Source organism: Aeromonas sp. Y289-2, from assembly GCF_027705925.1.
GTDB lineage: Bacteria > Pseudomonadota > Gammaproteobacteria > Enterobacterales > Aeromonadaceae > Aeromonas > Aeromonas veronii.
The window spans coordinates 15,499-28,770 of the sequence record NZ_JAPDCH010000012.1; the positions used below are offsets into that span (position 1 = coordinate 15,499).

Consider the following 13,272-nt stretch of genomic DNA (forward strand, 5'->3'; position numbering starts at 1 on the left):
TGGTGCGCCCGAGAGGATTCGAACCTCTGACCACCTGGTTCGTAGCCAGGTACTCTATCCAGCTGAGCTACGGGCGCAAATGGCGGAGAAGGGGGGATTCGAACCCCCGATGCGGGTATAAGCCGCATACTCCCTTAGCAGGGGAGCGCCTTCAGCCTCTCGGCCACCTCTCCGTTTGCGGGGCTGATAATACTTCACAGGGATTTTTAGTCAAACACTTTTTTGGAGAAAAAAGTGCGTTCGCTCAGCATTTGGTCAAAGCGTGGAATATTCAAACAATATCGGCACTTATCCCGCAGTTTCGCGCCCTGCAGGGCGATTTCAGGGGGCCGGAAAAACAAAAGGCGACACATGAGGTGTCGCCTTGTTACAGCCATGAAAGTGGCTTAGAAGCCCGGTTGGCCCGGAACTTTCTCGGCCTGGATGCGCTGGTAGATCTCTTCGCGGTGTACGGAGACCTCTTTCGGCGCGTTAACACCGATACGGACCTGGTTGCCTTTAACGCCCAGTACGGTGACAGTCACTTCATCACCAATCATCAGGGTTTCCCCAACACGACGAGTCAAAATAAGCATTCGCTTGCTCCTGTATCCTGTTTTGTTTTTATATCGATATGCGACATTATCTAACAAAGATACCGATATGGTAAATGGTTGAAACTAAATCAATCAGAGATTGTTAGCCCAAGGGCTGCTCTTGCGGTGCCTGATCCAACCCGAAAGCCGCGTGCAGGGCTCGCACCGCCAGCTCCAGATACTTCTCGTCAATCACCACAGAGATTTTGATTTCAGAGGTCGAGATCAACTGCATGTTGATCCCCTCCTCGCCCAATACCTTGAACATGGTGCGCGCAACACCGGGATGGTTCCACATGCCGACACCGACAATGGAAACCTTGGCAATTTCGCCATTTCCCTGCACGCAGGAGGCGCCAAGTTCGGTGGCGGTCTCCTCCAACAGAGCCCGGGCGCGGCGATAGTCGTCACGATTCACCGTGAAGGTGAAGTCGGCGGTGCCATCTCCCAGGGTGTTCTGCACAATCATGTCGACATCAATGTTGGCGTCGCTGATCGGATTCAGGATCTGCGCAGCTACGGTTGGTCTGTCCGGCACGCCCAGAATGGTCAGGCTGGCCTCGTTGCGGTTAAAAGCGATCCCGGATACCAAGGGAGCTTCCATCCTATCACCTCCATATGTGATTAAGGTTCCCTCTCCATCGATAAAGCTCGACAGCACCCGCAGCGGGACGCGGTACTTGCCCGCAAACTCCACCGAGCGGATCTGCAGCACCTTGGCGCCGAGACTTGCCATCTCCAGCATCTCCTCGAAGGTGATGGTGTCGAGACGACGCGCCTTGGGCTCGATTCGCGGATCCGTGGTGTATACCCCATCCACATCGGTAAAGATCTGGCACTCATCAGCCTTGATGGCCGCCGCCACGGCAACCGCCGTGGTATCCGAACCGCCGCGGCCCAGCGTCGTGATGGCGTTATGCTCGTCACGGCCCTGGAAACCGGCGATCACCACCACCTTACCCGCAGCCAGTTCGGCATGAACCAGCTCGGTGTCGATGTGGGTGATGCGCGCCTTGCCATAGGCGGAATCGGTGTGAATCCGTACCTGATCACCGGTCATAGAGACCGCAGGACAACCGCGTTTGTTCAACGCGATCGCCAGCAGCGCTATGGTGACCTGCTCACCGGTGGAGACCAGTACATCCATCTCCCGCCGGTTGGCATCAGGATCCAGTTGCTGGGCCATGCCCAGCAGCCGGTTGGTTTCGCCCGACATGGCGGAGACAACCACCACCACGTCGTGTCCCTGGGCGCGGGTCTGCTCGACCCGCTCAGCTACCGCCTCGATCCGCTCCAGTGTGCCGACCGAGGTGCCGCCGTACTTCTGTACATAGAGTGCCACAGATCACCTCGCCCGATTACAGGCGCTCTTCCAGCCAGGAGTGAACGGATTGCAGCGCTGCCGGCACCGCCTCAGGCTGGGTACCACCCGCCTGTGCCATGTCCGGACGGCCACCGCCCTTGCCACCCACCTGCTGGGCAACCAGATTGACCAGTTCACCGGCCTTGACCTTGCCGGTCAGGTCGTTGGTGACGCCGGCGATCAGGTTGACCTTGCCATCGGCACAGGTGGCCAGCAGTACGACACCGGACTTCATCTGGTTCTTCAGCTCGTCCAGCATGCCGCGCAGGGATTTCGGATCGGCCCCTTCCAGCGCTGCAACCAGCACCTTCTGACCGTTGATCTCGATCACCTGACCCAGCAGGTCGTTACCCGCCTGAGCGGCCAGCTTGGCCTTGAGCTGCTCCAGCTCGCGCTCCATCATCTTGGCCTTGTCCAGCATCTGGCGAACCTTGTCGGCGATGCAGAACTGATCACCTTTCACCAGTGCAGCAGCCTCTTCGATCTGCTCGCCAACCTGATGCATGAAGTCGATGGCCGCTTTGCCGGTCACCGCTTCGATACGGCGCACGCCAGCTGCGATACCGCTCTCGGCGATGATCTTGAAGAAGCCGATATCACCGGTGCGCTTGGCGTGAGTACCGCCGCACAGCTCGGTGGAGTAGTCGCCCATGCGCACGACACGCACGTCGTCTTCATATTTCTCACCAAACAGCGCCATGGCACCGGCGGACTTGGCCGCTTCCAGATCCATCAGCTGGGTGGTGATTTCGTGGTTGGCGCGGATCTGGTTGTTGACCAGCTCCTCGACCCGGCGAATGGTCGCCATGGTCAGCCCCTCGAAGTGGGAGAAGTCAAAGCGCATACGCTCGGCCCCAACCAGAGAACCTTTCTGGGTGACATGCTCGCCCAGTGCCTGACGCAGGGCAGCGTGCAGCAGGTGAGTCACGGAGTGGTTCAGGGCGATGGCCTGACGACGGTCAGCGTCTACCACGGCCTCGACCTCGGCCCCTTTCTCCAGGGTGCCCAGCTCCATGTAACCCTTGTGGATGATCGCCTTGCCCGCTTTCAGGGTGTCGGTCACGGCAAAGATGCCGTCGTCCACTTTCAGGGTACCGCTATCGCCGATCTGGCCGCCGGACTCGGCGTAGAAGGGGGTCTCTTCCAGCACGATGACCGCTTCGTCACCGGCGATAAGACCGCTCACCTCTTCCACACCCTTGTAGATACCGACCACGCGGGTACGCTCGGTCAAGGTCTTGTAACCGGTGAAGGGGGTCTCGAAGTCGAGCTTGAGCATCTCGTTGTAGTTCACGCCGAAGCTGGAGGCTTCTTTGGCGCGAGCACGCTGCTTCTCCATCTCGGCCTTGAAGCCCTCTTCGTCGATGCCGATCTCGCGCTCGCGCACCACGTCGGCAGTCAGGTCGGCCGGGAAGCCGTAAGTGTCATAGAGCTTGAACACCACTTCGCCCGGAATAACCTTGGCATCACCCAGGTTGGCCAGAGCGTCTTCCAGCAGCAGCAGACCGCGATCCAGCGTGCGGACAAACTGCTCCTCTTCGATGCGCAGCACGCGCTCTACCAGCGGCAGCTGGGCGATCAGCTCGGCAGCGACATCCTTCATCTGCACTGCCAGCTCGGCAGCCAGTTTGTAGAAGAAGACATCGGTCGCGCCCAGCTTGCGACCGTGACGCACGGCGCGGCGGATGATGCGACGCAACACATAGCCACGACCTTCGTTGGACGGCATCACGCCATCTGCCACCAGGAAGGCGCAGGAGCGGATGTGGTCAGCGATGACGCGCAGGGACTGGTTGCTCAGATCGGTGGTGCCGACAATCTCGGCCGCTTTCTTGATCAGCGCCTGGAAGATGTCGATTTCGTAGTTGGAGTGGACACCCTGCATGATGGCGGAGATACGCTCCAGACCCATGCCAGTATCCACGGACGGACGCGGCAGCGGCTCCATGGTGCCGTCAGCCTGACGGTTGAACTGCATGAACACCACGTTCCAGATCTCGATGAAACGGTCGCCATCCTCTTCCGGTGAGCCGGGACGGCCACCCCAGATGTGATCGCCGTGGTCATAGAAGATCTCGGTGCAGGGACCGCACGGGCCGGTATCGCCCATCGCCCAGAAGTTGTCGGAAGCGTAAGGGGCACCCTTGTTGTCACCGATGCGCACGATGCGATCGGCCGGGACACCAACCTCTTTTTCCCAGATATCGAAAGCTTCATCGTCAGTCGCGTAGACGGTCACCAGCAGGCGATCTTTCGGCAGCTGCAGCACCTCGGTCAGGAAGCCCCATGCAAACTTGATGGCATCCTGCTTGAAGTAGTCACCGAAACTGAAGTTGCCCAGCATTTCAAAGAAGGTGTGGTGACGAGCGGTATAGCCGACGTTTTCCAGATCGTTGTGCTTACCACCGGCACGCACGCAACGCTGGGAAGTCGTCGCGCGATTGTAGGCACGCTTGTCTGCGCCAAGGAACACGTCCTTGAACTGGTTCATACCCGCGTTGGTAAACAACAGGGTCGGGTCGTTATGCGGTACCAGCGAGCTGGAGGAGACAACCTGGTGCCCCTGGGAACGGAAATACTCGAGAAACGCAGCGCGAATCTCTGACGTGGACATATACATGGAAAATCCTGCTTGATTCGAATACGGACTTTTAACCGCATTAATGTAAGTTTTCTGCGGGGTAAAGTAAAACGGACAGGGCCGCCACGGGCGAAAAAGCGCACATAAACGGGCCAGAAAAGAGCGGCACCGCCTACAGTGGCTTTTTCCACTGTCGAGAGGCAAAAAAGCAGCGCATAAAGAGGGATGAGATGAACAAAAGGCGGCTTTTTCGGGATTGCGCTCGCAACCTACTGAGCTGGCAGGAAAAACCTGCCACAAGGATAGGTAAAACGACTGTTGCCACGCAGTGGCGTTACTCCTCCCGCTCCTGCAGGGCCGAGATGGCATAACGGGCCTGATCCTGGGTAAAGCCGCGCCCCAGCAGATATTTGAGCCACTTCATCCGCAGCTTGAAATCGGCCAGATCGGCAATTTTTGCCCGTCGCTCCAGCAGTTCGAAGGCAAGCTCGAACCAGTCCAGCTCGGGTTGCTCGAAGGCGGCATCGATCTGGCCATCGTCCAGCCCCTTGCGACGCAGCTCGAAACGGATCTTGAGCGGGCCATGCCCCTTGGCGGCACCGGCCCGTACTGCCATACCGCCGTAACGCTCGTCATTGACCCAGTTGTAACCGCGGCAGTAGTCGACCACCGCCTCGATCACCTCTTCATTGAAGCCCTGCTGGCGCAGCCGGTTGGCCAGCTCTGACTCGGCACTCTCGCGGCGGGCCAGGCTGCGCATGGCAAAGGCGCGGGCGGCGGTAAGCTGCTCTGCAAAGGTCGGTTCGGCAGGCTCGACCGGTTCGGTAACGGATTCATCAACCATCATAAATAACAAGGCCGGGTATCTACCCGGCCTTCCTTTGTTCCTTATTCGAACTCTTGTTCGCTTTCGGCATCGAACTCTTCTGCCTCAACCGGTGCAGCCTTGTCATCGACAGGTACGGCACCGGAGAGCAGCAGCTCGCGCAGACGAGCCTCCACTTCACCAGCCATCACCTTGTTCTCGGCGAACAGCTTCATGACGTTGGCCTTGCCCTGACCGATCTTCTCACCGTTGTAGCTGTACCAGGCACCGGCCTTGTCGATCAGCTTGTGCTTGACACCGAGATCCACCAGCTCGCCCTCTTTGGAGATACCGGCGCCGTAGAAGATCTGGAATTCAGCCTGCTTGAAGGGCGGGGCCACCTTGTTCTTGACCACTTTGACGCGGGTCTCGTTACCGACCACTTCGTCGCCTTCCTTGATGGCGCCGATACGACGGATATCCAGACGCACGGAGGCATAGAACTTGAGCGCGTTACCACCGGTAGTGGTCTCCGGGCTACCGAACATGACGCCGATCTTCATCCGGATCTGGTTGATGAAGATGCACAGGCAGTTGGCGTTCTTGATGTTGGCAGTCAGCTTGCGCAGCGCCTGGGACATCAGACGGGCCTGCAGACCAACGTGGGAGTCACCCATCTCCCCTTCGATTTCCGCTTTCGGCGTCAGGGCCGCCACGGAGTCGACGATGATAACGTCAACCGCATTGGAGCGAACCAGCATGTCGCAGATCTCCAGCGCCTGTTCACCGGTATCCGGCTGGGAGATCAGCAGGTCGTCGACGTTGACGCCCAGCTTGGCAGCATAAATAGGATCCAGCGCGTGCTCCGCATCGACGAAGGCACAGGTCTTACCTTTCTTCTGGGCTTCCGCGATCACCTGCAGGGTCAGCGTGGTTTTACCGGAAGATTCCGGGCCGTAGATTTCGACGATACGGCCACACGGCAGACCGCCAATGCCCAGCGCCACGTCCAGCGAGAGGGAACCGGTAGAGATGGCTTCGATATCCATGGTCTTGCTGTCGCCCAGACGCATGATGGAACCTTTGCCGAACTGCTTTTCAATCTGACCCAGCGCAGCCGCCAGTGCCTTCTGTTTGTTCTGATCCATGCCAATCTCCGCTGGAAATCGTGAGTAAGAAGTGAAGTTGGGCTAAGTATACTGTCTATTCATACAGTATCAAGCCCAATTTATCTGAGCAGAGCCAACAGACCCGACAAGGCCTGTCTCACCGCCTGCTGGCGTACCTGTCGGCGATCCCCGTCGAAGCGGGCGAGCAGGGAGTGGTGACGGCCGTTGCGGTCGGCCCAGGCGAACCAGACGGTGCCGACTGGCTTGCCCTCGGTGGCGCCGCCGGGGCCGGCGATGCCACTGATAGCAACGCTGATGGAGGCAGACGAGTGCGCCAGCGCGCCGCGGGCCATCTCCAGCACCACCGCCTCGCTCACTGCACCGTGCTGATCCAGGCTCTCGCTGCTCACCCCCAACATCTGCTGCTTGGCCTCGTTGGTGTAGGTGACAAATCCGCGATCGAACCAGTCGGAGCTGCCCGCGATGTCGGTGATGGCGCTGGCCACCCCGCCGCCGGTACAGGATTCGGCGGTCGCCGCCAGCCAGCCCCGCTGGCCAAGGGCCCGTCCCAGCTCGATGGCAAGGTGCTCTATCTCTGCATCCAGTTTCATCACGACTCCTTCTGATCCGCACAAGAGGCACATTATGCGATCCCGCTAGCGCCGCCCGCAACCACGGCAGACCCCCCTTGCCTGCCGCAATGTGAGGTGCCGCATCGGTGTCATGCCTTCAATAGTGCAGAACAACCGCGCCCGGAACACCCGCTCCCCCGTCGCAGCGCTTATGTGTAGAATGGCGCCATCAAGCTCAAGGCTCATCACCGCAGACACTGGCCCGCAGAGGCCCCTTCTGGAACAGAACATGACCGCACAACACCAAGCCAGCGGCGCCACAAGCTCCGCTCCCGGCGCCAATCTGAGCGCCCACACGCCCATGATGCAGCAGTACCTTGGCCTCAAGGCCGAGAACCCGGAGATCCTGCTGTTCTACCGGATGGGCGACTTCTACGAGCTGTTCTATGACGATGCCCGCAAGGCCTCCCAACTGCTCGATATCTCCTTGACCAAACGCGGCCAGTCGGCGGGCAGCCCCATCCCGATGGCGGGGGTACCTTATCACGCTATCGAGGGCTATCTGGCCAAACTGGTACAGCTCGGCGAGTCGGCCGCCATCTGCGAGCAGGTGGGGGATCCCGCCACCAGCAAGGGGCCGGTGGAGCGCAAGGTCATTCGCATCATCACCCCGGGCACCGTCTCCGACGAGGCGCTGCTCAGCGAGCGCCAAGACAACCTGATCGCCGCCGTCTATCACGATGGCCGCCGCTTCGGCTATGGCACAATGGACATCGGCTCCGGCCGCTTCTTCATCAACCAGTTCGAGAAAGAAGAGACCTTGCTGGCTGAGCTGCAGCGCACCAATCCGGCGGAGCTGCTCTACCCGGAATCGTTCGAATTCCTGCACCATATCGAGGGTCGCCGCGGCCTGCGTCGCCGCCCGGAGTGGGAGTTTGAGCTGGGCACCGCCCGCAAGCTGCTCTGCCAGCAGTTCGGCACCCAGGATCTGGTGGGATTTGGCGTCGACAAGAGCGAGACCGCCCTGTGCGCCGCTGGTTGTCTGATGCAGTACGTCAAAGATACCCAGCGCACCGCCCTGCCCCACATTCGCAGCGTGCGCCTCGAGCAGCCGGATCACGCGGTCATCATGGATGCCGCCACCCGCCGCAATCTGGAGCTGACCCAGAATCTGTCCGGCGGCTATGAAAATACCCTGGCCGAGGTGCTGGATCGCACCGCCACCCCCATGGGCAGCCGCCTGCTCAAGCGCTGGATCCACCAGCCGATCCGCGATCGGGTGATCCTGAAAGGTCGCCAGAGCACCATCCATACGCTTATCGAGCAGAACCTCTACGACGAGCTGGGCAACCTGCTGCGTCAGGTGGGTGATGTGGAGCGAGTGCTGGCCCGTCTCGCCCTGCGCTCGGCCCGCCCGCGCGACCTCACCCGCCTGCGTCAGGCCTTCGCCCAGTTGCCAGAGTTGCAGCGCCTGCTGGCGGACAACGAGCACGAAGCGGTGCAACAACTGGCCGAGCGGGCCAGCACCTTCCCCGAGCTGCTCGACCTGCTGGAGCGCGCGGTGATGGAAGTGCCGCCGGTGCTGATCCGCGATGGTGGCGTGATCCGTGACGGCTTCAATCAGGAGCTGGACGAGCTGCGGGATCTCGCCAACGGCGCCACCGCCAGCCTCGCCCGCATCGAAGAGCGGGAGAAGCTGCTGACCGGCATCAACACCCTCAAGGTGGGTTACAACAAGGTGCACGGCTTCTATATCGAGGTGAGCCGCGCCAACAGCCATCTGGTGCCGGCCCACTACATCCGCCGCCAGACCCTCAAGAACAACGAACGCTACATCATCGATGAGCTGAAAAAGTACGAGGACAAGGTACTCACCGCCCAGTCCCAGGCGCTGGCGCTGGAGAAACGGCTCTACGAAGAGCTGCTCGACGCCCTGCTGCCCCACCTCGGCGATCTGCAGGATTCCGCCGCCGCACTGGCGGAGCTGGACGTGCTGGCCAATCTGGCCGAGCGGGCCGAGACCCTCGACTACCGCTGCCCGACCCTCATCGACGAAGATCAGATCATCATCGAGGCGGGCCGCCATCCGGTGGTTGAGCAGGTGATGACAGACCCCTTTATCGCCAACCCGATCCGGCTGGAGCGGGAGCGGCGGATGCTGATCATCACAGGCCCCAACATGGGCGGTAAATCGACCTACATGCGCCAGACCGCGCTGATCGTGCTGCTGGCCCATATCGGCGCCTTCGTCCCCGCCGACAGCGCCCGCATCGGCCCCATCGACCGCATCTTCACCCGCATCGGAGCGTCAGACGATCTCGCTTCCGGCCGCTCCACCTTTATGGTGGAGATGACCGAGACCGCCAACATCCTCAACAACGCCACCGCCCGCAGTCTGGTGTTGATGGACGAGATTGGCCGCGGCACCAGCACCTACGACGGCCTCTCGCTGGCGTGGGCCTGTGCCGAACAGCTGGCGAGCAAGATTGGCGCCTACACCCTGTTTGCCACCCACTACTTCGAGCTGACCCGCTTGCCGGAGCTGATGAGCGGGCTGGCCAACGTCCACCTCGATGCGGTGGAGCACGGCGACACCATCGCCTTTATGCACGCGGTGCAGGAAGGGGCGGCCAGCCGCTCCTACGGTCTGCAAGTGGCAGCGTTGGCAGGGGTGCCGAAATCGGTGATCCAGCAGGCCCGCCACAAGCTGCATGAGCTGGAGAACGCCACTCTGGTCGCCGCCGGTGAAAGCCGCCCGGCTCCGGTGGCCATGGCCCCCCAGAGCCATCCGGTGGTGGAAGAGCTGGAAGCAGTGCGCCCGGACGAATTGACCCCCCGTCAGGCCCTCGACCTGCTCTATCGCCTCAAGCAGATGCTGTAACCAGCGACTGCCGCACAAGCATGCAAAAGGGGAACCGCGAGGTTCCCCTTTTTATGTTCAACGCATCACATTCAGCACCCGGCAAACCAGTCAGGCCACCGCCCGCACCTCTCCAAGGGCCCGCAACAGACTCTGACGCCCCTGCCAGTAACCCTGCAGATAACCGGACTCCAGCTTGACCGGATCCTGGGTAAAACGGGAGACCATGAAATCGGCCGGTGGCGCGATCACCTCGATGTCGCAATCGGCAGGGGGATTGGCAATGAAATCGAGCGCCCGGTTGTAGGCGCGATCCCGTTCCAGCATGGCTTGCGCCAGCGCTGGCTGGGTTTTCAGCAAGGCTTTGACCATCCAGCAGAAACGGGCCGGCTTCTTGCGATATCCCCAGGGTTCCGACAGCACCACCGTCATCCGCCGCGCCCCGCGCCGATAGGCCTCTATCACCGGGATCGAATCGCTGATCCCGCCATCGGCCATGGGGCGACCATCGACGCAGGGGGTGTCGTGCTGCACCACCGGCAGGGCGCAGGTAGCGGTCAGCACCTCATCCATGTTGTCGGGCCGCACCGGCAGATAGATGGCCTTGCCGCTCGCCACATCGGTCGCCACCGCGTAAAAGGGAATATCGCGGGCGCAGAAGGTCTCGAGATCCAGCGGGAAGCGATGGCGACTGGCCTGCCATAGCCAGCCGATGTCCACCAGATCACCTCCTTTGACGAAACGCAGGGGATCGAGAAACCGAGAGCTGCAAGCCAGCTCGGTGATGATGTGGTGACTGCGGCGCGGCTGCTCGCTCAGGTAGGAGACCAGATTGGTGGCACCGGCCGAGACGCCCATGACGAAATCGAACGGGTAGTGGTGACTTTCGACAAACGCATCGAGCACGCCGCTGGCAAAGATGCCGCGCATCGCGCCCCCTTCGACAATCAGGGCACAAGAGTGGGGATTAAACATAACAAGGCTCCGTCAGCTGTAATACCTGCCGGGATCGATCCCGGCCCAGTGATGGACGCCTTCATGCAGAACATCAAGACGCCGCAGCAGGACGATTCAGGCTCACTCGCACAAGCCAGAAGCGGGCAGGAGCAAACCTGAACCGTGAAGCGACCCCCAGTATATGCAGCGCGCCAACCTTCAAAAAATGAATTTAAATAATAAAAAACATGCCTTTTTGGCATGCTTAAGCACATCGGCAGAGACGGCCCTTTATCCGGTAACAGCACCATCAGGATCAAGGCAGCCCAGGCCCGAACGTCCCGTCGACGGGGTTGTAGTGGTAGGCCCGATAATCAAAATCCACCTTATCAAGGCGCGGATTGGCCAACTCGAACAACAGGCGCCTGGGGAGCTGCGCCTGCTCGAGGGAAGGTTTGAAGTGGCGCAGCCAGAGCTGTTGCAGCGAGCCATCCCGCCACGCCAGCTTGAGCCCGACCGAGAGGCGGCGGATGGCGGCCTGATTATCCTTGTGGGTGTAGAAGAGGTGGAGGAAGGGATAGTGCAGCGCCACTCGCCGATCCACGGTGAGGCCGGGCAGATCACTGTGCTGCTCCTGCTCGATAAAGAGCTCGTTGGCCCCGCGGCAAAACAGATCGATGCGACCGCGCGCCACCAATTTGAACAGCCGCTCGTAACCATCGATCTCCTGCACCTTGAATCCCCCATGACGCAGGATCTCCGCATCCTGCCAGCCACGCCCCTGCCCGTGCAGAAATTGCTGCAGCTCGGTCAGAGTATTGACCCTTGCCACCGCGTCGACCTGCTGCGGACTGACAAAGCAGATGCGATAACCGAGGATGCCCAGCTCCACCGGAAAACGGACGTAATCCAGCGCTCCGCTCTCTGCGGCCGGGCGCAGACTGTCGGCCACAAACAGATTGGGGTATTGCTGAGTCTGCACAATCTGTCGCATCCGGATACGGTTCATCGGTGGCGCGGTTCGCAGCTCGTAGTCACCGAAGCTATCGCGGGTCTTCTCCAGCGCCAGCTGCAACAGATCGCGAAAATAGAGGGTACGCAAGTCCCGATCGCTCTCGGGGCTGATATGAGTGATGACGTCGCTCGCCCTTAGGGGAGTGGCAAGGAGGGAAAGACTGCACAGCAGCAAGCAGGAAGCGAGGCGATGAAAGGTCATACTGCTCATCCCGGAAACACACGCTCACTAGAGTGTAGCGCCGGGGCGAGCAGCCTTCTAAAGGGAAACCCGGCCTACCAGAACATCCGGCCCAGCAGGGGCGCCAGCAGCACGGTCACCATACCGGCAATCATCATCACCATGCTGGAGACCACTCCCTCCTCATTACCCATCTGATAAGCCTTGGCAGTACCAGCGCCGTGGGCCGAGGCACCAAACCCCGCCCCCTTGCCGAGACGACTGCGAATGGCCAGCACGGTCAGCACGCTCTCCCCCACCGCCATACCAATCACCCCGGTCAGCACCACAAACAGCGCGGTGAGATCGCTCTGACCACCGATGGCGCGGGTCGCCTCCACCGCGAACGGCGTAGTGATGGATCGCATCGCCAGACTGCGTTGCAACATGTCGGAGAGATCCAGCCAGCGAGCCAGCAGCACGGTACTACCCACCGCCATGATGACCGAGGCGACCACCCCTACCGACAGCGACAACCAGTGGCGACGAATGAGCTGGCGGTTCTCGTAGACCGGCACCGCGAAGGCGACGGTGGCGGGGCCCAGCAGCCAGAGCAGCCAGTGGGATTCGGCCATGTAATCTTGATAGGGGATGTGGAACAGCAGCACTACCGCCACCAGCAGGGTCGGCGCCAGCAGCAGCGGCATCAGCGGCAGGATGCGCTTTTTGCCGTAGAGCCATTTGCTGGCGTAGTAGAAGAGCAGGGTAAGGGCAAAACAGATCAGCCCGAGCAGGGTATCAGACATGACGGCGACTCCGGCGGGCCAGTTTCAGTTCGAGGCGGTAGACCCGGTCCACCACTAGCGCCGTGGTGCCGAGTACCAGCGTGGTGCTCACCAGCAGCACCACCATGATGCGCCACCCCTCCTGCAACAGCAGATCCTGATAGTTGACCACCGCCACCACAGCGGGCACGAAGAAGAGCAGCATCTCGGCCAGCAACCAGCGCGCACCCGCGCTGAACCACTCGGCCTTAACTACCCCGAGCAGGATACAGGCCAGCAGCAACAGCATGCCGGTGAGGTTGGCGGGCAGCGGCAGATGGAGGGTACGCACCGCGGTATCGGCCAGCAGCCAGATGGCTGCCAGCAACACAATCTGGAAGGGAGTCTGTAACCAGCGCAAGCAGAGGGCTTTCATGATCATCGTCTTTCTGTGAACCGGCTCACAGTATAGAGTTGAGCAAAACCTGCCAGAAATGAATTAAAATTATCGAATTTATGCCGCACAGGCATAC

11 protein-coding genes and 2 tRNA genes are annotated in these 13,272 nt (G+C 60.7%); 1 reads left to right on the forward strand and 12 read right to left on the reverse strand.

Annotation, left to right across the window (positions count from 1 at the left end; translation table 11 throughout):
* The 8 genes from OKC43_RS16400 to pncC form a co-directional block, all read right to left on the reverse strand.
* Positions 1-77 (reverse strand) — tRNA-Arg (locus tag OKC43_RS16400).
* A 3-nt stretch (positions 78-80) separates the two neighbouring features.
* Positions 81-173: transfer RNA gene (locus OKC43_RS16405), tRNA-Ser, on the reverse strand.
* A gap of 213 nt (positions 174-386) precedes the next feature.
* The gene (csrA, locus tag OKC43_RS16410; protein WP_005336053.1) at positions 387-575 is read right to left on the reverse strand and encodes a carbon storage regulator CsrA; all 189 of its coding nucleotides are present in this window, start codon (positions 573-575) and stop codon (positions 387-389) included.
* A 103-nt stretch (positions 576-678) separates the two neighbouring features.
* Positions 679-1,917, reverse strand: coding sequence for an aspartate kinase (locus OKC43_RS16415; protein WP_005336054.1), 1,239 nt, complete (start codon positions 1,915-1,917; stop codon positions 679-681).
* Between the two features lie 16 nt (positions 1,918-1,933).
* Positions 1,934-4,558 (reverse strand): alanine--tRNA ligase, encoded by a 2,625-nt coding sequence (gene alaS, locus OKC43_RS16420; RefSeq protein ID WP_005336056.1) that lies wholly within the window; start codon positions 4,556-4,558, stop codon positions 1,934-1,936.
* A 295-nt stretch (positions 4,559-4,853) separates the two neighbouring features.
* Entirely contained in the window at positions 4,854-5,363 is a 510-nt protein-coding gene (locus tag OKC43_RS16425) for a regulatory protein RecX (protein WP_236272320.1), read from the reverse strand.
* Between the two features lie 44 nt (positions 5,364-5,407).
* Positions 5,408-6,472 (reverse strand): recombinase RecA, encoded by a 1,065-nt coding sequence (recA, locus tag OKC43_RS16430; protein ID WP_040068994.1) that lies wholly within the window; start codon positions 6,470-6,472, stop codon positions 5,408-5,410.
* 80 nt (positions 6,473-6,552) lie between these two features.
* Positions 6,553-7,044, reverse strand: a complete 492-nt coding sequence (gene pncC, locus OKC43_RS16435) for a nicotinamide-nucleotide amidase (RefSeq protein ID WP_236272314.1) — start codon at positions 7,042-7,044, stop codon at positions 6,553-6,555.
* 250 nt (positions 7,045-7,294) lie between these two features.
* Here pncC and mutS point away from each other — a divergent pair, with 250 nt between their 5' ends.
* Positions 7,295-9,886, forward strand: a complete 2,592-nt coding sequence (mutS, locus tag OKC43_RS16440; RefSeq protein WP_409010830.1) for a DNA mismatch repair protein MutS — start codon at positions 7,295-7,297, stop codon at positions 9,884-9,886.
* A 90-nt stretch (positions 9,887-9,976) separates the two neighbouring features.
* Here mutS and OKC43_RS16445 read toward each other — a convergent pair whose 3' ends face one another.
* From OKC43_RS16445 to OKC43_RS16460, 4 genes are all read right to left on the reverse strand, one after another.
* The gene (locus OKC43_RS16445) at positions 9,977-10,840 is read right to left on the reverse strand and encodes a patatin-like phospholipase family protein (protein WP_236272313.1); all 864 of its coding nucleotides are present in this window, start codon (positions 10,838-10,840) and stop codon (positions 9,977-9,979) included.
* Positions 10,841-11,117: 277 nt separating this feature from the next.
* The gene (locus OKC43_RS16450) at positions 11,118-12,017 is read right to left on the reverse strand and encodes a hypothetical protein (RefSeq protein ID WP_236272312.1); all 900 of its coding nucleotides are present in this window, start codon (positions 12,015-12,017) and stop codon (positions 11,118-11,120) included.
* A 74-nt stretch (positions 12,018-12,091) separates the two neighbouring features.
* On the reverse strand, positions 12,092-12,781 hold the full coding sequence (locus tag OKC43_RS16455; protein WP_041210813.1) for an LrgB family protein: 690 nt from the start codon (positions 12,779-12,781) through the stop codon (positions 12,092-12,094).
* Positions 12,774-13,175 carry a CidA/LrgA family protein gene (locus OKC43_RS16460; RefSeq protein WP_040069042.1) on the reverse strand — a complete coding sequence of 134 codons (402 nt, stop codon included), beginning with the start codon at positions 13,173-13,175 and terminating at the stop codon, positions 12,774-12,776. Before OKC43_RS16460 ends, OKC43_RS16455 begins: the two co-directional genes overlap by 8 nt.
* Positions 13,176-13,272 lie beyond the last annotated feature (97 nt).

Coding starts and splice junctions, on each gene's coding strand:
- csrA (WP_005336053.1), bottom strand. CDS start 575: ATGCTTATTTTGACTCGTCGTGTTGGGGAAACCCTGATGATTGGTGAT.
- pncC (WP_236272314.1), bottom strand. CDS start 7,044: ATGAAACTGGATGCAGAGATAGAGCACCTTGCCATCGAGCTGGGACGG.
- OKC43_RS16445 (WP_236272313.1), bottom strand. CDS start 10,840: ATGTTTAATCCCCACTCTTGTGCCCTGATTGTCGAAGGGGGCGCGATG.
- recA (WP_040068994.1), bottom strand. CDS start 6,472: ATGGATCAGAACAAACAGAAGGCACTGGCGGCTGCGCTGGGTCAGATT.
- OKC43_RS16425 (WP_236272320.1), bottom strand. CDS start 5,363: ATGGTTGATGAATCCGTTACCGAACCGGTCGAGCCTGCCGAACCGACC.
- OKC43_RS16450 (WP_236272312.1), bottom strand. CDS start 12,017: ATGACCTTTCATCGCCTCGCTTCCTGCTTGCTGCTGTGCAGTCTTTCC.
- mutS (WP_409010830.1), top strand. CDS start 7,295: ATGACCGCACAACACCAAGCCAGCGGCGCCACAAGCTCCGCTCCCGGC.
- alaS (WP_005336056.1), bottom strand. CDS start 4,558: ATGTATATGTCCACGTCAGAGATTCGCGCTGCGTTTCTCGAGTATTTC.
- OKC43_RS16460 (WP_040069042.1), bottom strand. CDS start 13,175: ATGAAAGCCCTCTGCTTGCGCTGGTTACAGACTCCCTTCCAGATTGTG.
- OKC43_RS16455 (WP_041210813.1), bottom strand. CDS start 12,781: ATGTCTGATACCCTGCTCGGGCTGATCTGTTTTGCCCTTACCCTGCTC.